At 43.9% G+C, this 24,424-nt stretch carries 24 protein-coding genes and 1 riboswitch; of the genes, 12 read left to right on the plus strand and 12 right to left on the minus strand.

Going from position 1 to position 24,424, the window contains the following annotated elements:
• Positions 1 to 25 precede the first annotated feature (25 nt).
• The 3 genes from ACY8DT_RS05690 (at position 26) to ACY8DT_RS05700 (ending at position 1,635) form a co-directional block, all read left to right on the plus strand.
• A complete protein-coding gene (locus ACY8DT_RS05690; protein ID WP_462421953.1) occupies positions 26 to 196 on the plus strand; it encodes a hypothetical protein in 171 nt (56 codons plus the stop codon).
• A gap of 107 nt (positions 197 to 303) precedes the next feature.
• Entirely contained in the window at positions 304 to 570 is a 267-nt protein-coding gene (locus ACY8DT_RS05695; RefSeq protein ID WP_462421954.1) for a hypothetical protein, read from the plus strand.
• A gap of 69 nt (positions 571 to 639) precedes the next feature.
• Positions 640 to 1,635 carry an acrylyl-CoA reductase family protein gene (locus ACY8DT_RS05700; protein ID WP_462421955.1) on the plus strand — a complete coding sequence of 332 codons (996 nt, stop codon included), beginning with the start codon at positions 640 to 642 and terminating at the stop codon, positions 1,633 to 1,635.
• A 93-nt stretch (positions 1,636 to 1,728) separates the two neighbouring features.
• Here the strand turns inward: ACY8DT_RS05700 and ACY8DT_RS05705 are convergent, their stop codons facing one another.
• The 5 genes from ACY8DT_RS05705 to guaB all read right to left on the minus strand — a co-directional run bounded on the left by ACY8DT_RS05705 (position 1,729) and on the right by guaB (position 8,030).
• Positions 1,729 to 2,583: an aldo/keto reductase gene (locus ACY8DT_RS05705; RefSeq protein WP_462421956.1), complete on the minus strand. Its 855-nt coding sequence runs from the start codon at positions 2,581 to 2,583 to the stop codon at positions 1,729 to 1,731.
• 119 nt (positions 2,584 to 2,702) lie between these two features.
• Positions 2,703 to 3,644 (minus strand): agmatinase, encoded by a 942-nt coding sequence (speB, locus tag ACY8DT_RS05710; RefSeq protein WP_462421957.1) that lies wholly within the window; start codon positions 3,642 to 3,644, stop codon positions 2,703 to 2,705.
• Between the two features lie 109 nt (positions 3,645 to 3,753).
• Positions 3,754 to 4,755, minus strand: coding sequence for a proline racemase family protein (locus ACY8DT_RS05715; protein WP_462421958.1), 1,002 nt, complete (start codon positions 4,753 to 4,755; stop codon positions 3,754 to 3,756).
• Between the two features lie 244 nt (positions 4,756 to 4,999).
• A complete protein-coding gene (gene guaA, locus ACY8DT_RS05720) occupies positions 5,000 to 6,544 on the minus strand; it encodes a glutamine-hydrolyzing GMP synthase (RefSeq protein ID WP_462421959.1) in 1,545 nt (514 codons plus the stop codon).
• A gap of 16 nt (positions 6,545 to 6,560) precedes the next feature.
• Entirely contained in the window at positions 6,561 to 8,030 is a 1,470-nt protein-coding gene (guaB, locus tag ACY8DT_RS05725; RefSeq protein ID WP_462421960.1) for an IMP dehydrogenase, read from the minus strand.
• 67 nt (positions 8,031 to 8,097) lie between these two features.
• Positions 8,098 to 8,198: riboswitch (purine riboswitch) on the minus strand.
• A 129-nt stretch (positions 8,199 to 8,327) separates the two neighbouring features.
• Between guaB and ACY8DT_RS05730 the strand changes: the two genes are divergently transcribed.
• Positions 8,328 to 8,702 carry a hypothetical protein gene (locus tag ACY8DT_RS05730; protein WP_462421961.1) on the plus strand — a complete coding sequence of 125 codons (375 nt, stop codon included), beginning with the start codon at positions 8,328 to 8,330 and terminating at the stop codon, positions 8,700 to 8,702.
• 54 nt (positions 8,703 to 8,756) lie between these two features.
• On the opposite strand, the gene ACY8DT_RS05735 is transcribed toward ACY8DT_RS05730, so the two are convergent.
• Together ACY8DT_RS05735 and ACY8DT_RS05740 are read right to left on the minus strand one after the other, a co-directional pair.
• Complete coding sequence (locus tag ACY8DT_RS05735; protein WP_462421962.1) at positions 8,757 to 9,326, minus strand: YfbU family protein; 570 nt, start codon at positions 9,324 to 9,326, stop codon at positions 8,757 to 8,759.
• 188 nt (positions 9,327 to 9,514) lie between these two features.
• Entirely contained in the window at positions 9,515 to 10,387 is an 873-nt protein-coding gene (locus tag ACY8DT_RS05740; protein WP_462421963.1) for a helix-turn-helix domain-containing protein, read from the minus strand.
• 122 nt (positions 10,388 to 10,509) lie between these two features.
• Here ACY8DT_RS05740 and ACY8DT_RS05745 point away from each other — a divergent pair, with 122 nt between their 5' ends.
• The gene (locus tag ACY8DT_RS05745; protein ID WP_462421964.1) at positions 10,510 to 11,565 is read left to right on the plus strand and encodes a general stress protein; all 1,056 of its coding nucleotides are present in this window, start codon (positions 10,510 to 10,512) and stop codon (positions 11,563 to 11,565) included.
• Between the two features lie 103 nt (positions 11,566 to 11,668).
• Here the strand turns inward: ACY8DT_RS05745 and dmpG are convergent, their stop codons facing one another.
• From dmpG to ACY8DT_RS05760, 3 genes are read right to left on the minus strand one after another with little or no spacing between them, the layout of a single operon-like run.
• Positions 11,669 to 12,679 carry a 4-hydroxy-2-oxovalerate aldolase gene (gene dmpG, locus ACY8DT_RS05750; RefSeq protein ID WP_462421965.1) on the minus strand — a complete coding sequence of 337 codons (1,011 nt, stop codon included), beginning with the start codon at positions 12,677 to 12,679 and terminating at the stop codon, positions 11,669 to 11,671.
• Entirely contained in the window at positions 12,679 to 13,572 is an 894-nt protein-coding gene (locus ACY8DT_RS05755) for an acetaldehyde dehydrogenase (acetylating) (RefSeq protein WP_462421966.1), read from the minus strand. The genes dmpG and ACY8DT_RS05755 overlap by 1 nt, the downstream gene beginning before the upstream one ends.
• 15 nt (positions 13,573 to 13,587) lie before the next feature.
• Entirely contained in the window at positions 13,588 to 14,223 is a 636-nt protein-coding gene (locus ACY8DT_RS05760) for a GntR family transcriptional regulator (RefSeq protein ID WP_462421967.1), read from the minus strand.
• A 276-nt stretch (positions 14,224 to 14,499) separates the two neighbouring features.
• Here ACY8DT_RS05760 and ACY8DT_RS05765 point away from each other — a divergent pair, with 276 nt between their 5' ends.
• From ACY8DT_RS05765 to ACY8DT_RS05780, 4 genes are all read left to right on the plus strand, one after another.
• Complete coding sequence (locus tag ACY8DT_RS05765) at positions 14,500 to 15,462, plus strand: fumarylacetoacetate hydrolase family protein (RefSeq protein WP_462421968.1); 963 nt, start codon at positions 14,500 to 14,502, stop codon at positions 15,460 to 15,462.
• 204 nt (positions 15,463 to 15,666) lie between these two features.
• A complete protein-coding gene (locus tag ACY8DT_RS05770) occupies positions 15,667 to 16,881 on the plus strand; it encodes an acyl-CoA dehydrogenase family protein (RefSeq protein WP_462421969.1) in 1,215 nt (404 codons plus the stop codon).
• A gap of 50 nt (positions 16,882 to 16,931) precedes the next feature.
• A complete protein-coding gene (locus ACY8DT_RS05775; RefSeq protein ID WP_462421970.1) occupies positions 16,932 to 17,927 on the plus strand; it encodes a catechol 2,3-dioxygenase in 996 nt (331 codons plus the stop codon).
• A 62-nt stretch (positions 17,928 to 17,989) separates the two neighbouring features.
• Entirely contained in the window at positions 17,990 to 18,796 is an 807-nt protein-coding gene (locus ACY8DT_RS05780; protein ID WP_462422227.1) for an alpha/beta fold hydrolase, read from the plus strand.
• 47 nt (positions 18,797 to 18,843) lie between these two features.
• On the opposite strand, the gene ACY8DT_RS05785 is transcribed toward ACY8DT_RS05780, so the two are convergent.
• On the minus strand, positions 18,844 to 20,685 hold the full coding sequence (locus ACY8DT_RS05785) for a XylR N-terminal domain-containing protein (RefSeq protein ID WP_462421971.1): 1,842 nt from the start codon (positions 20,683 to 20,685) through the stop codon (positions 18,844 to 18,846).
• A 324-nt stretch (positions 20,686 to 21,009) separates the two neighbouring features.
• On the opposite strand from ACY8DT_RS05785, the gene ACY8DT_RS05790 reads away from it, so the two are divergent.
• Genes ACY8DT_RS05790 through ACY8DT_RS05800 form a run of 3 tightly spaced genes read left to right on the plus strand, consistent with a single transcriptional unit; the run spans position 21,010 to position 23,123 of the window.
• Entirely contained in the window at positions 21,010 to 21,486 is a 477-nt protein-coding gene (locus ACY8DT_RS05790; RefSeq protein ID WP_462421972.1) for a flavin reductase family protein, read from the plus strand.
• Between the two features lie 24 nt (positions 21,487 to 21,510).
• Positions 21,511 to 22,338: an FAD synthetase family protein gene (locus ACY8DT_RS05795; RefSeq protein ID WP_462421973.1), complete on the plus strand. Its 828-nt coding sequence runs from the start codon at positions 21,511 to 21,513 to the stop codon at positions 22,336 to 22,338.
• 11 nt (positions 22,339 to 22,349) lie between these two features.
• Complete coding sequence (locus tag ACY8DT_RS05800) at positions 22,350 to 23,123, plus strand: 2-keto-4-pentenoate hydratase (protein WP_462421974.1); 774 nt, start codon at positions 22,350 to 22,352, stop codon at positions 23,121 to 23,123.
• A 41-nt stretch (positions 23,124 to 23,164) separates the two neighbouring features.
• Here ACY8DT_RS05800 and ACY8DT_RS05805 read toward each other — a convergent pair whose 3' ends face one another.
• Positions 23,165 to 24,379, minus strand: a complete 1,215-nt coding sequence (locus ACY8DT_RS05805; protein WP_462421975.1) for an iron-containing alcohol dehydrogenase — start codon at positions 24,377 to 24,379, stop codon at positions 23,165 to 23,167.
• Positions 24,380 to 24,424 lie beyond the last annotated feature (45 nt).

Genomic DNA, 24,424 nt, shown 5'->3' on the forward strand with positions numbered 1-24,424 from the left:
CTTAAGGTCAGGGAGGCACAGGAAAATGAAGAGCAGTCATCTTTTTTATAAAATACAGAAAGGTACAATCACGGTCCGGGATTATATCAATTGGTCCCATACCTTAAGCAAAGGTACTTCATCACCTTCACTGGAAATCATTGCTTCACTCTCTTCTGTTGATAACATCTTTGAAATAGAGCCTTATTTTAAATAATCATTATACGAGGAGCTGGCAATATGATTGAAAAAGAAATACAGATAAAGACATTGCTCTATGGGGACCCTTTTTGTTTGGCCTGTGAAACATTAGGAGTGCAGGACATGAGGCATCACAGTTACTCCGAGGTGTTCACAGTGACTTTTGAAGAAGTGTATGATTACGTTTCAGTCCGCGGCCTGCCTGAAAGTGGAACATCATTCATCCATGAAGGGTTCCATTACTTTAAGGCAGATGGGAGGTGGCATACTTTCTTCAGAGAAAGAGGAAACATCTATGATAAGAGGTGTTTTGATGATGAAGAAGCTGGTAAACGATATATCCTCCGGACCCTGCTTCAGCTGAAAGGCACAGGGTTATACTGGGGTTGAAGATTCGAACGGTTTATCCCAACCAGAACTCGGGAAGATGATAATTAATGATTTTATAGGAGGATTATGATGAATTCTTTCAAAGCTTTAGTTGCTGATAAGATTGACGGAAAGATGGAGATGAGCATCAAGGAAATGCAGATTGATGATTTGACCGATGGTGAAGTGCTGATCGACGTCCATTACTCCAGCGTCAACTATAAAGACGGCATGGTTGCATCACTTGGTGAAATTGCAGATGAATTTCCAATTATTCCAGGAATTGACCTCGCCGGTGAAGTCATCGAATCAAGCGATGACAGATTTAAGAAAGGTGATGCCGTCATCGCCACAAGCTACAAGATCGGCACGGGCATCGCGGGCGGTTTTTCCCAGGTCGCACGTATCCCGGCAGACTGGATTGTACCTCTGCCCGACGGACTGACTTTAAAAGAGTCAATGGAGCTCGGCACTGCAGGTCTGACTGCGGGCATTTCGATTAAAAAACTTGAAACTGTCGGTATGACCCCGGATAACGGTCCAGTTCTGGTTGCGGGTGCGACCGGCGGTACGGGCAGCTTATCCGTCAATATGCTGGCTGCTTCAGGGTATGAAGTTGTCGCCAGTACAGGCAGCATGGATGAAGTGGAATATTTAAAATCCATCGGTGCAGCGAAGGTCATTCACCGGGATGAGGTCACAAATCAGGATGACAAGCCTGTTGGTAAGCCTGCATATCAGGCAGCCATCGACCCTGTCGGCGGCAAAACGACAGAGTATATCATCAAGCATATACAGCCTGAAGGTGCACTCGCAACATTCGGGCTGGTTGCAGGTATCGAAGTGAATACCACAGTTTTACCTTTCATCGGCCGCGGCATCCACTGGGTCGGTGCAGATTCCGTCAATTACCCGATGAAGTTGCGTAAAGAAGTATGGGAAAGGCTCGCTTCAGACTTGAAACCGGACATCTTAAATAAGGATGTCGTAAACGAAGTGACTCTGGAAGAGCTGCCTCAAGTACTGCACGATATCATCGAAGGGAAAGTCAAAGGCCGGACAATTGTGAATCTTAAAAGTCAGTAAGAACCATTCGATGAATTTGATCAAAAACTTCACAAAGACGGACAGCTGTTCATTATTGAACAGCTGTCCGTCTTATTTATCATCATTCAAAATTTATACATACTCATGATATTCATCAGGGTCCTGTCCCTCGACACGGCCATTTTCACCTTTATCCAGTGCATCGATCTTTTCGATATCCTCACGGTCCAAATCAAAATCTGTCGCTTCGAGATTTTCCTTTTGATGCACCGTGTTGCTGGATTTCGGGATGGTCATGACACCGGCCTGCCAGTTCCAGTTGATGATGATCTGCGCCGGTGTCTTATCATATTTATCTGCAATTTCTTTTATCGTTGCATTTTCAAGCACATCATTCAGGTAGCCTCTGCCGAAAGGGCTCCAGGCTTCTGTAAGGATGCCCCGCTTCTCATTTTCTTCGACCATGCGGTTGTTGGTAAAGTACGGATGGCGTTCCACCTGGTTTGTGGCAGGCGTCACTCCCGTTGCTTCAATGATGTCATCCAGATGGTCCGGTTCGAAGTTTGACACGCCGATTGTCCGGAACAGGCCCTGCTTCTGTGCATCAACGAGCGCTTTCCATGCTTCAACATATTTTCCATCATCCGGATTCGGCCAATGGATCAGATACTTGTCAAAGTACGCGAGTCCGGTGCGGCGGAGTGATTCCTGGATGAAAAGGAAAGCTTTATCATATTCATGATGTGAACCTGGCAATTTCGTGCTGATCAAGATTTCTTCCCTGTCGAGTCTGGAGCGTTTCACCGCTTCCCCGACAATGCCTTCATTATCATAATTCGTTGAAGTATCAATCAGGCGGTAACCCATGTTCAAAGCATTCATGATGTCAAAAGTGCCTTTATCCCCGGCGATTCCGATTGTACCCAGACCGACATACGGCAGGGTCGTTTTATCATTCAATACGAATCCTTTACCATCAATAGTCAAATTCTCATCTCCTTTAAAACTGCCACCATGAGGTAACCCATGACTAATCTCGTATACACCATCACTATATCCGTTATAAAGTATGTCTAAACCATATAAGAATGAGATTTAAAGACGTTCTATCCCTCGTGATTCAGCTTATTATAAGCCAGCAAAGCTATGAATTTCGCCGCAATATGCGCAGCGTTCAATGCAGTGATATTTGCCGGATCACGGTCCGGCAGCACTTCTACAAGGTCAAAACCGATAAAGTTCCCGCCTGCAACGCCCCGCAAAAGTTGAAAAGCTTCATGGTTTGTGAAGCCCCCGACTTCGGGCGTCCCTGTCCCCGGTGCATATGCCGGATCCAGGAAGTCAATATCAAACGTCAGAAATACCGGCGAATCCCCTATACGAGCATTCGCCCGTTCAATGACCGCGTCAATGCCGATTTCACGGCATTCCAATGCTGTAATCACTTCGTAGCCCAGGTCACGCTGTTCTTTCAGATGTGACTTGGAATATTGACGCATGCCAATCTGTATTGATGAAGATGTGTCGACAATCCCTTCCTCAACTGCACGCCTGAACATAGTAGCATGCGTATATTTTTGCCCGTTGAATGATGAGTCCCAAGTATCACTGTGTGCATCAAAATGGAGCAGGCTGACAGGACCGTACATCTCTGCAGCTGCACGAAGATGCGGCAGAGAGACAGAATGATCACCACCCAAAATGATCGGTACAATATGTTTTTCATAGAAAGGAGCGAGCTGCTTTTGGACTTGCTCAAAGTTCTTTTCAATGAAACCAGGTGTTATTGCCAGATCCCCGTAATCCACTCCGGACAGCCGTTCAAACAGTTCAACATCAAAATACGTGTCATATGATCCAATCCGGGTGGAACTGCTCCGGATTGCTTCGGGACCAAAACGCGCTCCCGGCGCACTTGTCACCCCTGTATCAAAAGGATGCCCGATAATCGCATAATCAATGTCCTCCAACGTTTTGACATGTGGCAAATGCATAAACGTACGTATGCCGGTGAATCCTACTTCATTATTTACAGGTTTATAATGCATAGCTGAACCTCCATGTATTTAAGTACTTTGTTACCAAGTATACCTAGCTTCTCCACCTTTTTTAAAATTCCAATTTGCTATTACTGAAAGATTCGATTTTTCCAAATGATTATTTCAGTAAAAATCCTTTATTCAATGGGTCATGAGGACTGGTTACAAATTGATGAAATCCTGTTATATATGCTGAGCCTGTTATTTTAGGTATCACTGCATCAACATCATCAATCTTTTCTTCAGCAAAGGCCTCACCAATGAAAACTTCATCAGTGATGGATTCATGGACAAAGCTCTCCCCTAATTTCAATTTCCCTATTTCAAATAATGTCGCTACTCTTGCAGCTGTACCTGAACCGCATGGTGAGCGGTCGATTTGTTCGTCGGCAAAAATAGTCACATTTCTTAAATCAGCCTCAGAACTCTTTGGTTCATCTGAAAAAATCACACCATATATACCGGCAATATCTTCTATAGGGTGCCTCACCTCAAGATTACTCTCAATATAATGTTTGATTTTAGTGCCCCATTTTTTCAACTCATCCAAATAAGATTTCACAGCTTTGATTCCGAGGTCTTTCGTGTCTACAACCCCATAAAATGCACCTCCATAAGAAATATCAATATCAAAACTGATACCGTCAATTTCTACCGGAAAATCTTTTGTGTGGACAAAAGAGGGAACATTTTCAAAAGATACTGATTTCACTTTGTCATTTTCCATATTGGCATAAGCAACAACAGGACCGGCCGGACAGTCAACAATAATTTTTTGTTTATCACTTGTCACATCTATAACCCCGGTTTCAATCTGAGTCGTGATCACTGACATCACTCCATGGCCGCACATTGTGCTCCAGCCCTCATTGTGCATGAATAGAACACCAATATCTGCCCCTGGTGTCGACGGCTCAGTTATGATACAGCCATACATCCCATCATGTCCACGTGGTTCATACATCAAGACCTGCCTTAATTCATCAAGATGTTCCATACAGTAAGCCCGTTTTTCAAGTTGAGTAGCCCCCTTGATCTCCGGTACACCATGGGTAATAATTCGAAGCGGTTCTCCTGCTGTGTGGGTATCAATCGTTGTAATCATTTTATTTAATTCCATAATTATAACCCCTTCATTATTAAAAATTGTGTTGCTGTCCATTTTGTTTTCTTTAATCTTATTATTAGTATAATCAGCCATAAACACAACAACCGTGCCTAAAACGACAGACTTGAACAATCAGTTTAAGAGCTTCTTTAAAGATATCAGCTGGCATGCAATGTATTATCATCTCAATGTGAATATAAAAAAGAGGTACTGTAAAAAACAGTACCTCTCAATTCCCGCCGGTTCTCTGGTGGAGTTATTCCCACTCGATCGTCGCCGGGGGTTTATTAGTAACATCATAAACCACTCTGTTTATGTGTTTGGATTCATTTACGATGCGCTGTGAAATTTTGCTCAGCACATCCCAGTCAATCCTTGCGAATTCGCTGGTCATGCCGTCGACACTTGTCACGGCTCTGATGCCGATTGTATAGTCATACGTACGCTCATCCCCCATGACGCCGACGGATCTGATGTTCGGAAGTACTGTGAAGTACTGCCAGATGTCTCTTTCGAGCCCTGCTTTACGGATTTCATCTCTTAAAATCCAGTCGCTTTCTCTGACGATTTCAAGTTTTTCTTCCGTAATTTCACCAAGTACTCGAATCCCGAGTCCGGGACCTGGAAACGGCTGTCTCCACACTAAATGTTCTTCGATTCCCAGCTCGATTCCCAGCTCTCTCACTTCATCTTTGAATAAAGTGGCGAGGGGCTCGATAAGTTCGAACTCCATATCTTCTGGCAGTCCGCCCACGTTATGGTGGGATTTGATCGTTGTCGCCGTTTCGGTGCCCGACTCGATGATGTCGGTGTACAGTGTGCCCTGCGCAAGGAAGTCCACATCTTTCAGCTTGCCCGCTTCATCATCGAATACATAGATGAACTCGTTGCCGATGATTTTACGTTTCTGTTCAGGGTCCGAGACGCCTTTAAGCTTATTTAAGAAACGGTCTTTGGCATCGATTTTGATGATGTTCATATTGAAACCTTCACCAAACTGCTCCATGACCATATCGCCTTCGCCTTTACGGAGTAGACCGTGGTCGACGAATATGCATGTCAGCTGGTCGCCGATTGCTCTATGAAGAAGGACTGCTGTAACTGAAGAGTCCACACCGCCGCTCATTGCACATAATACTTTGCGGTCACCGACCTGTTCACGGATTTTCTCCACTTCGATGTCGATGAAGTTCTCCATCGTCCACTCACCGGTACATCCTGAAATATCTCTGATGAAGTTTTTTAAGAATGCATCACCATGGATGGAGTGCTTGGATTCCGGATGGAACTGTACACCGTAGAAAGGTTTCTCTTCATGTCTGATGGCAGCATACTCGCAGTTTTCAGTATGGGCGATTTTTTGGAAACCTTCCGGAATTTCTGTGACTTTGTCACTGTGGCTCATCAGCATCCGTTCGTTTTCATTCAGCCCTTTGAAGATATCCACTGACGGATCCAGTACAAGGTCCGTCGTGCCGTACTCTCTGCCCGGTGAAGAGACGACTTCGCCGCCGAGTGTATCCACCATCAGCTGCATGCCGTAACAGATGCCGAGCACCGGAATCCCCAAGTTGAAAATCTTAGGATCCACTCTGTAGGCATCTTCTTTATAGACACTTTTCGGTCCGCCTGATAGTATGATGCCTTTTGGATTCAGTTCTTTTATCTCTTCTAATGAAACACTCGGGTTGTGAAGTTCACTGTACACACCGAGATCACGTATCCTCCGGGTGATCAGCTGATTGAACTGACTGCCGAAGTCGATTACCATTATTAGTTCCTGTTCTTTAGCCATTTCCATTTATAAAAATCTCCTATCAAGTAGTATAGTTCGGTGATTCTTTTGTGATCTGAATGTTATGCGGATGACTCTCCACTAAACTTGCACCGGTGATTCTTATAAACTTGGATTCTTCGCGTAAAGCTTCTAAGTTTCTGCTGCCTGTATAGCCCATACCTGATTTCAGACCGCCCATCAACTGATAGATCGTATCTGCAAGTGGTCCTTTGTACTCGGTACGGCCTTCTATGCCTTCCGGCACATACTTCTTGGATTCTTTATCTTCCTGGAAATAACGGTCTTTTGAACCCTGGTCCATTGCGCCCATGGAGCCCATGCCGCGGTATGTCTTATAACGGCGGCCCTGGAACATTTCAACTTCACCTGGTGATTCTGTAGTACCTGCAAGCAGGCTGCCGAGCATGATTGCATTGCCGCCGGCAGCAAGTGCTTTCGTGATGTCACCTGACAATTTAATTCCGCCGTCTGCGATGATTGCTTTACCGCGTTTACGTGCCTCTGTTGCAGCGTCATATACTGCCGTAATCTGAGGCACCCCGACTCCTGTCACGACACGCGTCGTACAGATTGAGCCCGGTCCGATGCCGACTTTGACAACATCCACCCCTGCATCGAACAATGCGGCAGTACCTTCTGCAGTCGCCACATTCCCTGCAATCAGGGTAATGTTCGGGTACTTCTCCCGAATATCTTTAATCGCATCAAGCACACCTTGTGAATGGCCGTGGGCAGTATCGATGACAAGTGCATCCGCCCCTGCTTTAACAAGTTCTTCGGCACGCTTTTCCGTCTCTTTTGCGATGCCGATTGCAGCAGCAACCAGAAGACGCCCCTGGTCATCTTTTGCAGAATCAGGGAACTCGATCACTTTCTCTATATCTTTGATGGTGATCAAGCCCTGCAGAATATCATTTTCATCAACAAGAGGGAGTTTTTCTATACGGTGCTTTTGTAAAATTCTGCTCGCCTCTTCAAGTGTCGTACCTACAGTACCTGTCACTAAGTTATCTTTTGTCATTACATCATCAATCGTCGTCGAGTAATCTTCTATAAAACGCAGATCCCGGTTAGTAATGATTCCGATAAGTTTTTTCTCTTCCGGATTGCTTACAATCGGTACACCTGAAATGCGATATTTAGCCATTAAATGTTCTGCCGCATATACTTCTTCTTCTTTCGTCAGGAAGAATGGATTTTTAATGACACCATTTTCAGACCGCTTCACTTTTTCAACTTCTTCTGACTGGGCTTCGATTGACATGTTTTTATGAATAACACCGAGGCCGCCCTGACGTGCAACCGCGATTGCCATGGCTGATTCAGTCACTGTGTCCATCCCTGCACTGAGCACCGGAATATTCAACTTGATATCAGATGATAGCTGTACGGACAAATCCACATCCTTCGGTAATACTTCCGAATGCGCCGGCTGCAATAACACATCATCAAACGTTAATCCTTCTTTTTCAAACTTACTTTCCCACATCTTATAGCCTCCTGTATTATTGTTGATAACCTCCAATAAATGAACATGACGAAGAACAATTAAAGCATTCGATTAATTGTTATCTCATAGTAGGTTTTTTTATGGAAAACCATAGAAACTCACAATCCATATTACTGTGATTATATGAAATAAATAATTATAATATCATAACAAAGTGAACGATAATATACAACTCAATTGTACATGATAACTGGATAAATATCTGTAATATGATGAGTAAAAATTGAATGGTGAGGGTAAATGTAAGTAACACATCAATTATCGGAGGCAAAGTCTATGAACTACTATGAATTCTTTTCTGATCGTGATGAATTTCTAAAGGAAATTGAAATGTTAAAAGCGGAAGACTACTTTGAAGGGGATTTTCATTTATTGGCCGACGAAGACTCAGATCCTGATGAGATGCAGTGGATAAAATATACCGAAATCAACTTCCATCCATATCATGAACAGGCTGAGGGCATAAAATCGATATTTATCGCCAACGAACCTGCAGGCAAATATATTTATAATATCGGTCTGAATGAGGATACTGCTGAAGATTACTTAAGAAGAATCAAAGACGGTGAACTCCTCCTTTACTATACGGACGAAGATAAATATACGAGAGAACAGGAAGACCACGAAAAACCTGATTCGGAAATCTATTAAATGAAAGATGTCCATGCACGGGTTTGTACATGGGCATCTTTTATTCATGTTTCGTTAAGATAATATTTTTTCCTGTTCTGAAAACAGCTCGATCAGCTGCTGCTTTGTAATATAAGTAGGTACGCCGATTTTCGGAATATTAAAGTCTTTGAATTTTATCAGCATACGGCGGTATATTTCTATATTGAGTGCCGGATTTTCAATGACTTTCGGCAACTCTCTCTGTTCATGTTTCTTCAGAAATTTATAATAGCTCAAATAATTATGCTCTTCTTCCATATCACTTCTGAAGCCGCCGAAATCAATGATATATTTCTTTCTAAAATACTGCTGATCATCGAATGTTAAAAACTCAAATGAAGTTTCTATGCAGTGATACATTCGGAGGATGACCTCAACCTCCTCGCTCACTTCTTTCGAAATGCCATTATCCATATGGTGGATATGTTCAAATATTTCATCGTATTTACTTTCAATGCCGTTGATGACGATGTCGATATAGTAGTCGTAGTTCATGTAGTTCTCACTGCCTTTTTTATAGCGGTCACGTCTTTCCATAAGCAGAAGATACACAAGCAGGCGCTCTTCTTTGCGGCTGAGCGGCGGTTTATCGGCCATAGTCATCAATATACACCGGCAGGTTTTCCGCAGTCATTCACAGACTTGTTTTCCCCCTGTTTCCTTTCCACTGATTTTGTTAAAAACAAATTCATAATCATAAATAATCCCCCTTGATAAATGTAATTCCCCTTTAAATATGGAAATTTATCTCAATAATAAATGAGAAATACATATATTGGAACAGGAATCATTTAACTATTCACAAATGAATAGTTTTCTAATTTGTCCAACAAATGCAGACTATTGTGCTGCTCGAAAATAATTCTGCTGGACGCCTTTAAATCTGCATGTTCTTCGAATTTTCCAAGTTCACCCAATGCTTTCAGCCACAAATAATAAATTTCACACATCAAATAAGAAGATTCATTCGAACACAATGTGTTTATCGCTTTTTTACATTTCAAAATGACATGATAATACTGTCCTTCCCTGCTGTAGGTGACAATCATATTATAAAGGATCTTCATCTGCAGTTTAAAATTCGGCACTTCCAGCTCATGACACAATTCTTCTGCATGTGCATAAAAATTCAATGGTTCCTCTCCATCTTCATACATAGTATTTCCAAGAGCCATATATAAATGCGGAATACTGTCTCTGTACTTGAATTTTTCAGCGATATATATTGCATGTTTCAGCAGCGCGGATGAAGTTTCATAATCCTTATTACTGAATGCAACCAGACCCTGGTGCCATTTTATGTACATTTTGACTTTGACCGAAGGATCTTCTGTCACATGACTGTATCCTGCAATGAGATTTCCCATCATTTTATAATCACGTGCATCCCTCATTTCATCCAGTCTGCTGAAGTAGATGTTCTCCTGGATCGATTCTTCCTGCGCAAGCAGATCATTGACTGATAAGTCCAGTCTTCCTAAAATCTGGTTCACCGTTAAAAATGATAATTTCAATTTGTTGCTCTCAAGTCTTGATAAAGTAGACTGTGAACAGATGCCTTCACACAGCCCTTCCTGCGAGTACCCCTGTCGTTTACGTTCTCTTCTGATTCTGTCCCCTATTGTCGTCAATACACTGCCCCCTAAAAGTGATAATTTAATCATATTATGATTATCCACCGTGTCAATATAAATTTCCGAGTCTGTTTATTATTATTTTGAAGGGGTATCTTTTTAATAACAAGATATATGCAAATATAAAATAGTATTTTATCTGGAGGGTTATTATGGGACAGTTTGAAAGTTTTAAAAGTGAGCAGGAATTGGTCGGACGAATCGAACGTCTTCGCGCAGACGGCGTCCATGATGATGACATTACAGTATTTTCAAAAGAGTCTTTGGAAGGCAATTCCTTAAATTACACAGGAGTGAATTTTAAAAATGCAGATGGATCACCATGGGACAGATTCGTCTCACTTTTCACTTCAGAAGAACCTGAAGAAAGGGCACTGGCGGATCTTGAGTTAAGCGATTCAGAGAAAGAAGATTATATTACATCACTGCAGGCAGGAGATATTCTGCTTCACGTCAATGAAGTCGCTCTGGGCGAATCGGACAAGATGGGCAGTGATGAAGAGGAAACATCCCGATACGACAGCAACGACAACAATGTCGGCGGTGAGCCGCACGAAAAACAGGGTGTCGGTGAAGAGGATAACCCTGGTGTTGCACATACTGCAGCCTCAGCAGATACAGAGGGGATGGGAACCACATTAAGTGCAGGTGAAGCACTTGAAGATGCCGATGACAATGTCCCTTCAACCCGCGCTGAGCTCGACAGAAACTATGAAGCACGTGAAGTCGGCAGCATCAGCGATCTCGATGATAATGAACAAACAAGCGGCCGCGTAGTCGATGCCGAGCCGAACATGGAATACGGTACCGAAGAGACTGGCGACCCTGAAGATAAAGAATTCGAGGGCACTATGAGAGCAGAAGACCGCCAGTCCGTCAATGTGGGAGAAGCAGGCGGCCGGGTCGTCGACACTGAGCCGAATGTGGAATACGGCGCCGAGGCCCCGTCGGACCCTGAGGACAGGGAATTCGAAGGCACGATGCGGGCGGAAGACCGCGGAGACAATCAAGACATGGCAGAAGACAGAGTCAACGTGGCGGACGACAGAGTCGATGTTTCAAACTACGGTTATGATGATGCTGAGAACGTTGACACTATTGACGATGATGATATTGAGAGAAAGAAAGCAGCTATGGACCAGCAATATTACAGCAAGGAAAATGACATCCATAAAAATGAACCGGATCGACGCAATTTGAATATGTAATGCTGCAAGCCCCTCCCCGTGATAATAATCTCGGGGAGTTTTTCATAAAAAAATGGGATATGGATCCACAGATCCATATCCCATCATCATTCATATCTGGTTCTTATTTACTCTTTGCAAGCTCTTGTGCAACCCCGACGATCCAGTCTTCCTGACCGCCGACGGCACCCATTTCCGCTACACGCGTCAGAATGTCGCGTGGATCCACGCCGTACTCTTTACCCGCACGTTCTGCGAACAGCAAGAAACTTGAATATACACCCGTGTAGCCTAAAGTGAGCGACAGACGGTCAATCTGTACCGGGCGTTCCATCATCGGTTTCATCAGATTTTCTGCAGCATCCATCGTTTTATATAAATCAAGATTATGTTCAACACCTATACGGTCCAACACTGCAACAAGCTGTTCAGTTGCAGTATTACCTGCGCCCGCTCCCATGCCTGCAAGACTGGAGTCGATACGGCCTGCACCTTCTTCTATTGCCACAACCGAGTTTGCCACTGCAAGTGACAGGTTATTGTGCCCGTGGAAACCGACTTCTGTTCCACTGCTTAAATTGTTCCTGAGCAATGAAATTCTTTCTTTGACTCCATCCATGGTAAGTGCACCTGCCGAGTCAACAGCATATACCGTCCCTGCACCGTAAGACTCCATCTTTTTTGCCTCTTCAAGCAGATTTTCAGGTGACGTACGGTGGGACATCATCAGGAATCCGACCGTATCCATGCCAAGGTCCGCCGCTTTGGCGATATGCTGTTCTGAGACATCCGATTCCGTACAGTGCGTTGCAACACGTGCAACTTTTGCACCCCAGTCATGTGCCTGCTCCAGGTGATCGATGACGCCGATACCCGGCAGCAATAATACTGCGACTTTCGCATTTTTTACATTATCAACTGTCGTTCTGATGATGGTTTCTTCGCTTTCTTTTGAGAAACCGTACTGGATTGAACTTCCGCCGAGACCATCACCGTGCGTTGCCTCGATGATATCCGCACCTGAATCATCAATGACACTTGCAAGTTCGGCAATCTGCTCCTTGGAATACTGGTGACGGATTGCATGCATACCATCGCGTAATGTCACATCGTTTATTATCACTTTTTTAGCCATTATATTCTCTCCTTTTGAAGCAGGTTTTTCGCCATCATTTCGCCTGTTTTCACTGCTGCTGATGTAATAATATCCAGGTTACCTGCATATTTCGGCAGGAAGTCCCCGTTGCCTTCAACTTCAACAGATACTGTTACAATGTCATCTTTGACAACAGGTTCTGCTTTATAACGGTAACCCGGCACGTATGACTGGACATTTTCAACCATAGCGTCCAAAGATTTAAGAATTTCATCTTTTTTAGCTTCTGCAGACTCGCCTGTCTGGATATGAATTGTATTTCTCATCAAGATCGGCGGGTCAGCCGGGTTCAATGTAATGATCGCTTTCGATTTCTGAGCGCCGCCCACTTCTCTGATCGCGTTCGCTGTCGTCACTGTGAACTCATCTATATTCTGTCTCGTTCCCGGACCTGCACTCATACTTGAAATGGATGCGACGATTTCCGCATAATCCACTTTCAGAACATCCGATACCGCTTTGACGATCGGTATCGTCGCCTGACCTCCGCACGTTACCATGTTGACGTTATCCAGATGAGGCACTTCCTCTTCCTTCAAGTTCACTGATGGTACTAAAAATGGACCGACCGCAGCCGGTGTTAAGTCGATTGCTTTCTTGCCGAGATCTTTTAAAATTTTCGAGTTATGAAGGTGCGCTTTCGCGGAAGTTGCTTCATATACGATATCTGCAAGCTCAGGATTTTCGACCAATCCGTCAATACCGTTCGAAATTGCTTTGACTCCGTGCTTTTCCGCTCTTTTCAACCCTTCAGATTCAGCATCAATACCGATCAATGCCGTCACTTCCAATACTTCATTGCCCAAAAGCTTCATCATTAGATCGCTGCCGATATTACCTGAACCAATAATTGCACATTTTACTTTATCCATTATCATTTTCATCCCCTATAATAAAGATTTTCCTTTGCAGCAATACTCACAGGCATCATTTAAATGAGCCGTCAGTATACGCCGAGCACTATCTATATTCTGTACTTCCAATGCTTCCACCAGCCTGATATGCTGATTGATGATTTCATCCTGATTGCTTAAAGTGACTTCACTTGTAATGTCCACAAGTGTCCGGAAGATGTTCCGCTGGACATTCCACAAGTGCATCAATGTCTCGTTGCCTGACATCTTCACAAGCAGATAATGAAAGGATAAGTCGGTCTCAATATCTCTTTCCTCAAATGCATCCGCTTCTTTCATCATCTCCAGATAGTCATGAAGCAGTCCTTTGTATTTCTGATAAAGCGACATGTCCAGCTGCTGTAATGCATGCGTTTCCAATAAAATCCGCACTTCATATAAGTCTCTGATTTCCTTGAGGTCATATTCAATGACAACCGATCTGCCGTTGGATCTTTTCTCAATCATCCTTTCCGCACTGAGCATCGCAAGAGCATCACGTACAGGACCGCGGCTCACGTCAAACTTCTTTGACAGTGCCACCTCTCCGAGGCTGTCTCCGCTTTTGTAATTGCCGAGAATGATATCTTTCCTCAAAATATCTGCAATGTCCGTTGTCGAGTACTGCATATTCTTCTTCACCTAATTTTCTGAAATGTTAACATTTATAAATACAGTGTAGAAAATTAACTTTGCTTTGTCAATATCAATATTCTTTTCAACGTTTTAAAAAGCATTTCCCCCACCCGATCACAGAAAATTACTACATATAATGTCCTTATATAAAAATATATAAATTAATTTTTATTTTTGGTTCCTGATATATTTTCAAGGGATGATTTGGTTGACAGCAGTCATTTTCAATAGTTTAATTTGAGTTAATTTATACGCAAAGGGGAAATTATAATGGGCATGAAAATAGTAAGATATATTAAAGATGACAACTTCAGATGGGGTGTCCTGTCTGAAGGGAAAGTATTTGATATTGATGATGACTCTCCAACTTTGGCAGAATTTTTAAAAGACGGCCCGGGCCTGGCAAAGTCTGCACTCCAGAGTGCTGATGCAGCATCATACAGTCTGAATGATGTTGAACTGGCGAGCCCGGTGACTAAACCTTCCACGATGACATGCCAGGGCGCCAACTACTCTTCCCACCGCCAGGAGTCGGGCATGACGGCTGAACGTCCGGAATTCAATCTGATCTTCGGCAAAGCGGAGAGTTCGCTTTGCGCATATGATGCAGATGTCATCCGCCCAAAAGGTGTTAAGCTGCTCGATTATGAAATCGAGCTTGGCCTCGTCATTAAAAATGAAATCAATCTGCCGGTTACCGTAACAGAAGAAAATCTTCATGAGTACGTTGCCGGCTTCGTCATCATGAATGACATCTCTGCACGTGACGTCCAGCTTCCTGAAGGTCAGTGGCTGCGCGGTAAAAGCTACCGTACTTTTGCGCCGGCCGGGCCATATCTATACATCCCTGAAGATAATGAATTTTCAGCCGTCCATAATCTGGACCTGAACCTTTGGGTCAATGACGAACTCCGCCAGTCTGCAAATACAAACCAGTTACTTTTCAAACCGGAAGAGACACTGACTGAACTGTCAGAAGTGATGGACTTCTCTCCAGGAGATGTCCTTCTTACAGGAACACCCGGTGGTGTCGCAATGAATCTGACGAAAGACCAGATTGAAGCAGCAACAAAGATCACCGCTTCATTAAGCGATAAAGTGAAAGGCTCCATTGAAGCACAATCAGACAATGATAACTACTTGAATGATGGAGATATCATCCGTGCTTCCATCAAAAGTCCCGACGGTTCTGTAGATCTTGGCGAACAGAGAAATAAAATAGTATCCGGATAAAATCACTGAAAATAACCCTGACCGTCCCGCGCTGGAGCCCTTCCAGCAGCCGGACGGTCTTTATTTTGTAAGCGGTTTAGTATTAAATATGTCAAAATATTTAAAGTATTCGTATGATTCATATCTATATTTAAATAAAATCCTGCACTATACTTCTTAATAACCTATCAAGTGATAGCGCTTACAAATTAAAGGGGGATTTACATGACTAGTCAAGCAACTAAACAAGCTTCAGAGCAAGCAGTCAGTCGTGAAGAATTACTAAAAAGAGCAAAAGAAGTTGGAGAACTCGCTGAAAAATATGCTTTACAGACAGATGAAGACCGGAGACTTCCGGAAGAAGTGATACAGAAGATGAAGGAGGCAAACTTCCACCTGCTCCACCGTCCAAAACAATATGGCGGACAGGATCTGGATTTTGAAACATTTGGAGATATCATCAGAACAGTTGCATATCACAGTGTATCAGCAGCATGGGCGACGTATTTCGTCATCATTCATGAAACTTGGCCTTCCTTCATTCCGAAGGATGCCCGTGATAAATTATTCAACAGTAATGAATTGATGGCAGACGTATTCGCACCGGTCGGAAAAGTTGAAAATGATGACGATGGTAAAGGTTACCGTGTCAGCGGCACTTGGAACTTCTGCAGCGGCGTCCTCTGGTCAGACTGGATCGCACTGGGTGCTTTCCACACGATGAGAGATGCAGAACAGCCTGAACTCAGCCTGTTCATCGTTCATAAAAGCGAGACGGAAATCATTGATAACTGGGACACATTAGGCCTTCGGGGTACAGGAAGCAACGCAGTTAAATTGGATAACGTATATGTCGATCCGGAATATGTTTTCCCGCTATCAAGAGTAGTGGAAGGCGCAACAGCTCCTGACGGCAACTACGAAGATGATTACCTGTTGTTCAACGTACCTTACATCGCTTACTTCTTATCCGGTTTCTCACAGATTCTTGTTGGTGGACTTAAGAGACTGGTGGATGATTTCGTTGATAAAACAAACAGCCGCGTGAGAGTTTACAACAACAATTCACAGGAAAAAGACAACAGCAGTGCGCAGAGAACGCTCGGCGAAATCAAAATGGAGTATAACACTCTTGAGAAAATCGCTGATGACTACCTTGAAAGAATGCAGGGTTATGCTGAAAAAGGTACCCGCATCCTTGATGAGGAAGAGCGTGAAGAGTTATTCGCAATGCGCGGTTATGTCGCTAAGCACGCACCGCTTATCGCAACCAGACTGCTCACAGTACTCGGCGGTAACGCACTGTACAGAGAAGGCGGATCTGAAAGATTCGTGCGTGACCTCATTGCAGTTTCCTGCCACCCTACTCACCTCTATGAAGATGCGATGGTCGGCTATGGTAAAACAATTGTCGGCCAGGACGGACACCCAATGTGGTAAGAGTTTTAAACGATTAAAATAAAAAATCATATATAAAAGGGGAAATAATCATGAAAACAGAACCAATCCTTGATATTGCACATTTGGCTCATATGGAAATCTACAGTCCGAAATTGGAAGAATCTGTATCATTTTTTAAAGAAATGCTGGGAATGAATGAAGTGAAACGCGAAGGGAAATCTGTCTACCTGCGTGCGTATGAAGATCATTACCACAACTCCCTTATCATTACTGAACATCATGAATCGGGACTAGGTCATATGGCATTACGGACAACCTCAGCAGAGGCACTGGAAAGACGAGCCGCTGCAATAGAAGAAATGGGTTACGGCCTGGGCTGGATCGACGGTGACGTTGGTCACGGACCTGCATACCAGTTCCAAACACCTGATGGTCATAAGATGGAAATTTTCTGGGAAGTTGAATACTTCGACTGCCCGAGTGAAGAAAAAACCGAATTGCTGAACCGTGCACAGAAGCGCCCGAACCGCGGTGTGCCGGTACGCCGTATTGACCATATCAACTTATTAGCCGGCGACCCGGACAAAAACGTCGAGTTCATGCAGGAGGCACTTGGCTTCAAAACACGCGAGCGAATTGTAAACGAAGACGACACTCATGTTGCAGCCTGGTTGAGCGTAACCAACCTTGTCCATGATATCGCAATAATGGGCGATGCACTTGGAGAAAAAGGCCGTCTTCACCATATCTGCTACTGGTACGGACAGCCTCAAAACTTGATTGATGTGTCCGAGCTGCTTGTTGAAGCGGGCCATAAAATTGAAGTTGCTCCGATTAAACATGGTATATCCCAGGCATACTGCATGTATGTGTACGAGCCAGGCGGCAACCGCGTTGAACTGTTCGGCGACTCAGGTTACCTCATCTTCGACCCAGACTGGAAGACGGTCGAGTGGAAAGGCGAAGATGCAGCGAGGGCGATACTGTGGCACGGCGGAAGCAACCTGCCTGAAGATTTCTTCGCATATGGTACACCTGACAGACAGCCGAGCGAAGTTGAAGTCGAAGAAGTCACTAATAACTAATACATTCGGAGGTAATATATTTGGCAGCTAATGAAGCTAAACTAGAAGAAATAGAAAAGAAAATGACCGTTGACGGAATAGAGACGAACTATCTTGAAGCTGGCGCGGGTAATAAGGAAACCATGGTATTGATCCATGGTTCCGGCCCCGGGGTTTCGGCATTTGCAAACTGGAGATTGGTCATACCGCGTTTAAGTGAGACATTTCATGTTTATGCGCCTGATGTCATCGGGTTCGGTAAAACAGCTAAAATGGCAGAGAATGAGTATACTCTTGAGGTCTGGGTGAACCATCTGATTAACTTCATCGAAAACGTTTCAGACGGCCCTGTTCATATTGTAGGAAATTCATTTGGCGGTGCGATGGCACTCCAGATTGCACACAGAAGACCCGATCTAGTCGATAAATTGATTTTAATGGGTACAGTCGGTGTGAAACACGAAGTATCCTACGGTCTGAGTAAAGTATGGGGGTATGACCCGAGCATTGAAAATATGCGTGAACTGATCAAATTATTCTCATACAACCAGGAAGCTGCAAACAATGAAGAACTGGTCAAATTAAGATATGAAGCAAGTATGGATCCTGAATCGAAGGACGCATTTCATAATATGTTTTATAATAACCAGCAGGAAAGACTGGAAGAGATATCACTTGAAGATGAAGAGATTGAGAAAATCGAAAAACAGACGATCCTTTTCCACGGTCTTGAAGACCAGGTCATTCCTTTTGAAGCGACCAGCTACAAATTGATGCAATTACTGCCAAATGCTGAGCTGCACTTATTCAACAAGTGTGGTCACTGGACTCAGATTGAGAAGACTGAGCCGTTCATCGATCACATTCTGGCATTCACAAAAGATAAATAAAAATTATAAAAAGCGCTTATTTTCAAAATGAAAATAAGCGTTTTTTATTAATGTTTTTTCTTAACTGCAGCTACGTTCAGTGCCATGTATATCGAGAATAAAGCCTTCGTATCATCCAGATTAACATTCAGAATATCACTGATCTTCTCAAGCCTGTATCTCAGGCCGCTGATGGACATCGACATCGCTATCGAAGTGGCATTGATGCTCATCCCGTTCTCAATATAATATTTCAAAGTCTCAATCAGTTCATCATGTTTGTCCTCCGCAAGGACCCCCCCTATCTGGCCGTCTACGAATCTGTCCAGCAGGGACTGGTCCGAAATTTGGAATAATATCTTCTCAACTCCGAGATCATCATAGTAAAGCACGGTATTTTCATCCGTCTTTGTATTCAATGCAATTTCTGTTTCCTTGTACAGTTCCGGCAATGACTTTATATTATTTTCAACGGAGCTGACTCCGACATAGAACTGATAGCTCTTAAATTTCTTCTGACAATGTTTCAGCAGACCATCGATCATCTTAGGTTTATCCTTCAGCATCGTATTGTCCGGCTGTTCTTCCAGAGCAAAAATGAGCTTTCCGGATTTGTAGCATGCAAAGGAATCGAGCCCACGCTGCTTGAAGAACAGGTTGATATGCCGCAGCACACGCTCATTCATCTCTATTTCCAGACTCAACTCATCTTCATCACCCATTTTTTCGAGTGTGAACACCCAGTAATCCCCTTCAGGATCCAGGTTCAGATAATTTGCAATTTTATACATCTCATCCTCATCAAGTTTTTCATCCAGTATATCCGTCAGAAAGCTCCTTCTGATATTCTGGGCCGTCTGGATTTTGATGTTCTCATGGAGCAGAATGATCGAAGCAGTCAGCGATGCCTGTTCGATTAACATGTGTTCAAGAGGGGTCGGCGTACTGCCGTCATTAAAGATGAATGAACAGTATCCCCGGATTTTATTGTCAAAGTAGATCGGTGTTCTGAGCATACCTCTGTCAGCCGACAACTCGAAAAACTCTGTCGTCTTCGCCGTGAATTCCTTCAGATCAAAGTCGGGCTCATTGCCGCCAGCTGTCACTATGATATTGCGATACTCATCTTCGATGAAAATCTGCAGACCGGTTGTGCCATGCAGAAGCTCGACAATATTCTGAAGGCCCTTCTTTGATAAGATGATTTCTATCATCCTTTTATGGACATCATGGCCAGTTGAGAGATAGTCCCTCTCCTCTTTCAGTTTTGCCGTCACTTCATCCAGTTCTTCGACCACACTTTCAGACTGATAATATGTGTTTTCATGCTCATCCGGGCCCCATTCTTCAATGGGTTTACAGACTATTTCACAGTTCTCATCGCCCATCGCCTTGCATTTCGTCTCTTTTACAAGCATGGGCTTGCCAAGCGCACTTGTCAGATAACCACTCGCAAAACCGCACAAAGTATGGCATACCGGCTGGTCGACCGGCCCTTCAAACTCGAACTGCTTTTCAACTTCATATGAATTATACCAGGTGACCCTGATGTAATTCGTCTCATTATTTTCATTATATTTTATCTCTTCTACGATTACCTCATCCAGATGGCCGTGCATTTTATGAAACATCGGTCCGGCCTTGACCAGTTCCTCTTCATCTTTCCAATCCAGCTGCCTTACCATCTCTCCTTCACTGACGCCTGTGTGCCAGCCGTACCTTATAAAAATGCCCTTCGCCCTGTCTTCTCCGACACTATAAATCAATTCCTGCTTTAAAGCATGTAACGCTGAGACTGGTATGCTGACCTCTCGTTTATGGAACATCCCATGCAATTGATCTGCAGGCAGTTTTAGAATCTCACTCAGTTCCTGTATATTTGACTGTTGTTCTTTTGAATTATGAGTCATAAATTTCTGCACCCCTTTTATATATTTAAACGATATCATCAAAATTTAAATATTTAGTATATTCTGTACTAATAACATTGTGTTTTTAGCAGAATTGGTAGCTTATAATTAAATCCGTCCGATGATAGCATTTAAGTATCCTATCCAGAGTGCTTATATCATTTATATGGAAGCTTGGTAGCGATTTCATTATAAGTCTCTGAAATATATTATGCAAATTTAATAATATCATTTCAGCAAAGCGATGTACCTTTATACAATATTGAGGTACCTCTGGATAACTTTTTTACTAACCAATCATTAATTCTCAAGGGGGAAATTATAATGGAAGATCGTGAATTCAGAAATGCAATGGGTAAGTTTGCCACAGGCGTCAACGTTATCGCAACAGAGGTGGATGGTGAAACATACGGCATGACCGCCAATGCATTCATGTCGGTGTCACTCGATCCCAAGCTAATCGTCATTTCAGTCGGAGATAAAGCGAATATGTTAGAACGTATCAGAAAGAGCGGAAAGTTTTCAGTCAACGTCCTGTCGTGTGATCAGCAGGAGGAATCGATGCGGTTCGCCGGACAGAAACAGTTTGAAGATAAATTTGAATTTGACACACTCGCCGGTGTGCCGGTCGTTGCCAATGCGGTCGCTCAGCTGTCATGCGAAGTATACAACGAGCACACGGAAGGCGACCATGTACTCTTCATCGGCAAGGTGAACGACCTGGCATTGACCGAATCCGACCCGCTGCTTTTCAATTGCGGCAAATACAGAAGACTGGAAGCACTCGAAGAAGTGAGATAAAAAGATTTAAAGGGGATGTTAAAAATGGAAGTCATACATTTGGATGATGTCAACCTGGAGTACTGGCAGAACAATTCAAGAGACAATGTGGTGGCACTCGGGTTTTTCGACGGTGTGCACAAAGGGCACCAGCACGTCATTGAATGTGCCAAAGCTGTTGCGGATGAAAAAGATGTATCACTGGATGTCATGAGCTTCTTTCCACATCCCAAAACCGTGTTGTCGAACGGCAGAACAATCATTCAGTATTTAATGACTTTGGATGAAAAAGCCAAAGTATTGAAGCGTATGGGTGTGGATCGATTTTATATCGTCAATTTCACTAAGGCATTCGCCGGCCAGTCACCGGAACAATATGTCTCGGAATATCTCCTGAAATTTAAAACGGTGCATGCGGTGGCCGGCTTTGATTTCAGTTACGGCTTCAAGGGCCAGGGGAAGATCAGCACTTTGGAAGCAGACTCCGGTAATCAGATCACCACATCTGAAATCGGCAAAGTCGAATGTCACGGTGCGAAGATCAGTTCGACACTGATCCGTGAAATGATTTTAAGCGGCCGCATGCTGAAAGTCAGACAGCTGCTGGGCAGGAATTATACGACCCACACCCGAATCTATAACGGACAGATTCAGCTGCAGCGCCAGTATATCCTGCCGCAGACCGGGTATTACGATGTCACTTTACGGTCGGACTTTTATCACCATGAATGCAAGGTGTTTGTAGACCATGACAACCATACAATTTCTTTTGCCGATCATACGCTATTGAAACATTTCAATAATAAAAATCTTGAAATCACATGGAAAAGAAAAGTGGCATCCTTTGCCTCAAAAGAATATGCCATCAGCTAGGAGGACTGCATATGCCAGATACAGAATTATTAGCCAATGAAATTTACAATGCAGAAAAAACAGTTGCCCCCATTCAGCCGATCACCAATATGTACCCGGATATTTCAGCGGGTGAAGCATATGAGATTCAGCTTGAATATGTAAAGAAAAGAATTGAGCAGGGCGCCGAAGTCAAAGGTAAAAAGATCGGTCTCACTTCTCAGGCGATGCAGGATATGCTCGGTGTCGACCAGCCGGACTACGGCCATATCTTTGACGATATGATTTACAATGAAGGCGAAAAAATCGATACGGAAAAGTTCATCAAACCGAGAATCGAGTTTGAGATCGCATTTGTCCTGAAAGAGGATATCGATGCTGACAATATCAATTCGGATAATGTTGCGGACTACATTGATTACGCCCTGCCTGCTGCCGAGCTGATCGACAGCCGGATATGCGACTGGAAAATCAAATTTGAAGACACGGTGTCTGACAATGGTTCTTCTGCCGGTGCTGTACTTGGAGCAAAGCGGTTGAAGCTTGCCGATATTGATTTACCGGCCGAACGGATGGAAATATTCAAAAACGGCATCAAGATTGATGAAGGCTACGGCAACGCCGTGCTGGGCGACCCGCTGGAAGCAGTGGTATGGCTCGCAAAGTCTTTGCACGCATACGACATCACCCTGAAAAAAGGCGAAGTCGTGTTGGCCGGTTCCCTGACCAAAGCGATGGATGTGGCTGCGGGAGATATATTCGAAGCCCATTTTGAAAACCTTGGCTCAGTCAAAGTCGAATTTTAATATGACAAAGACCTCAGCAAAAAATGCTGAGGTCTTTTATTTTATCCATTTTTAACTTGTAGATACATTTCCCTGAACTTCTCCTTACTGAAAATTACAGGCACAGGGTAAGCCGGATTCGCTTCATCATATGCGTATTCAACCATCTCATCCAAATCCGCTTCATCAATTTCAGGGATGCGGACACCGATGCCCATCTCTTCATTCAAATCCCTGATACTCTGTAAGAATTTTTGTGCTTTACGCTCATCTGTGCCGCCTGTTTCAGCTACACCTGCACAATCTGCAAGTTTTGCCAGGTCCTCATAAACGGTTTCACCGTAATCTTCAAGTACATACGGCATAATGATCGCGTTGGCTTCACCATGCGTCACAGGGTATCTCGCGCCGATCTGATGAGCCATCGCATGGATATTGCCGACATAGCCCCGGGTAAATGCACGCCCTGCAAGATAGGCTGCATACTGCATATTATCCCGTGCAGTGATATCCGCGCCGTTATGATAGGCTCCCCTTAAATTTTGATAGATCAGTTCCACCGCTTTTTCTGACATATTTCTCGTTTCTGCAGTGTTGCTCAAATTAGTATAGGATTCGACAATGTGGCTGAGCACATCCATGCCGGTGTGGGCGGTGATCTTCGGCGGCAGCCCTGTAGTGAGAGATGCATCAAGAACAGCGACCTCGGGCAGCAGTACGATGTCCGACACCGCATATTTCATTTCATTTTTGCTGTCGGTGATCACCGTCGCGATTGTACCTTCACTTCCCGTTCCGGAAGTTGTGGGCACCGCAATGACAGGCGGCAGTTTTTTACGGATTTTCATGAGTCCCTGATATTTCTTGATGTCTCTTGTACCAGTCCCGATTACGGCAGCCGTCCCTTTCGCACAGTCAAGCGGAGAACCTCCGCCGAAGCCGACAATCGCATCACACCGGTTTTTATTGTAAATATCAGCCGCTTCGTTGATGTTCCCATCCGTCGGATTCGCGACCGTTTCATCATAGATGAAATACTCGATATTTTGTGATTTCAACCCTTCCAACAATGAATCCAGCAGCCCCAGATTCCGGATGCCTTCATCAGTGATGATGAGGACTCTTTTATAATTTCTGGCTTTTAAAGTATTGGGGAGAATGTTAAGCATCCCCTCTCCGCGCAGCAGGAGCGGCGGCGTCCAGTCCAATACTTTTGACAGTTGTTTCATACCTTTTTGATACGTTCTGGCATATATTTTGAACCATTCAAAATTCACTTCATCACCTTCACTGTTTTACGAGTCTCTTCCCTGAACCGGACT

Source organism: Salinicoccus sp. Marseille-QA3875 (genome assembly GCF_054950095.1).

Coding starts and splice junctions, on each gene's coding strand:
- ACY8DT_RS05690 (WP_462421953.1), top strand. CDS start 26: ATGAAGAGCAGTCATCTTTTTTATAAAATACAGAAAGGTACAATCACG.
- ACY8DT_RS05695 (WP_462421954.1), top strand. CDS start 304: ATGAGGCATCACAGTTACTCCGAGGTGTTCACAGTGACTTTTGAAGAA.
- ACY8DT_RS05700 (WP_462421955.1), top strand. CDS start 640: ATGAATTCTTTCAAAGCTTTAGTTGCTGATAAGATTGACGGAAAGATG.
- speB (WP_462421957.1), bottom strand. CDS start 3,644: ATGCATTATAAACCTGTAAATAATGAAGTAGGATTCACCGGCATACGT.
- ACY8DT_RS05715 (WP_462421958.1), bottom strand. CDS start 4,755: ATGGAATTAAATAAAATGATTACAACGATTGATACCCACACAGCAGGA.
- guaA (WP_462421959.1), bottom strand. CDS start 6,544: ATGGAAATGGCTAAAGAACAGGAACTAATAATGGTAATCGACTTCGGC.
- guaB (WP_462421960.1), bottom strand. CDS start 8,030: ATGTGGGAAAGTAAGTTTGAAAAAGAAGGATTAACGTTTGATGATGTG.
- ACY8DT_RS05730 (WP_462421961.1), top strand. CDS start 8,328: ATGAACTACTATGAATTCTTTTCTGATCGTGATGAATTTCTAAAGGAA.
- ACY8DT_RS05735 (WP_462421962.1), bottom strand. CDS start 9,326: ATGACTATGGCCGATAAACCGCCGCTCAGCCGCAAAGAAGAGCGCCTG.
- ACY8DT_RS05740 (WP_462421963.1), bottom strand. CDS start 10,387: ATGATTAAATTATCACTTTTAGGGGGCAGTGTATTGACGACAATAGGG.
- ACY8DT_RS05745 (WP_462421964.1), top strand. CDS start 10,510: ATGGGACAGTTTGAAAGTTTTAAAAGTGAGCAGGAATTGGTCGGACGA.
- dmpG (WP_462421965.1), bottom strand. CDS start 12,679: ATGGCTAAAAAAGTGATAATAAACGATGTGACATTACGCGATGGTATG.
- ACY8DT_RS05755 (WP_462421966.1), bottom strand. CDS start 13,572: ATGGATAAAGTAAAATGTGCAATTATTGGTTCAGGTAATATCGGCAGC.
- ACY8DT_RS05760 (WP_462421967.1), bottom strand. CDS start 14,223: ATGCAGTACTCGACAACGGACATTGCAGATATTTTGAGGAAAGATATC.
- ACY8DT_RS05765 (WP_462421968.1), top strand. CDS start 14,500: ATGGGCATGAAAATAGTAAGATATATTAAAGATGACAACTTCAGATGG.
- ACY8DT_RS05770 (WP_462421969.1), top strand. CDS start 15,667: ATGACTAGTCAAGCAACTAAACAAGCTTCAGAGCAAGCAGTCAGTCGT.
- ACY8DT_RS05775 (WP_462421970.1), top strand. CDS start 16,932: ATGAAAACAGAACCAATCCTTGATATTGCACATTTGGCTCATATGGAA.
- ACY8DT_RS05780 (WP_462422227.1), top strand. CDS start 17,990: ATGACCGTTGACGGAATAGAGACGAACTATCTTGAAGCTGGCGCGGGT.
- ACY8DT_RS05785 (WP_462421971.1), bottom strand. CDS start 20,685: ATGACTCATAATTCAAAAGAACAACAGTCAAATATACAGGAACTGAGT.
- ACY8DT_RS05790 (WP_462421972.1), top strand. CDS start 21,010: ATGGAAGATCGTGAATTCAGAAATGCAATGGGTAAGTTTGCCACAGGC.
- ACY8DT_RS05795 (WP_462421973.1), top strand. CDS start 21,511: ATGGAAGTCATACATTTGGATGATGTCAACCTGGAGTACTGGCAGAAC.
- ACY8DT_RS05800 (WP_462421974.1), top strand. CDS start 22,350: ATGCCAGATACAGAATTATTAGCCAATGAAATTTACAATGCAGAAAAA.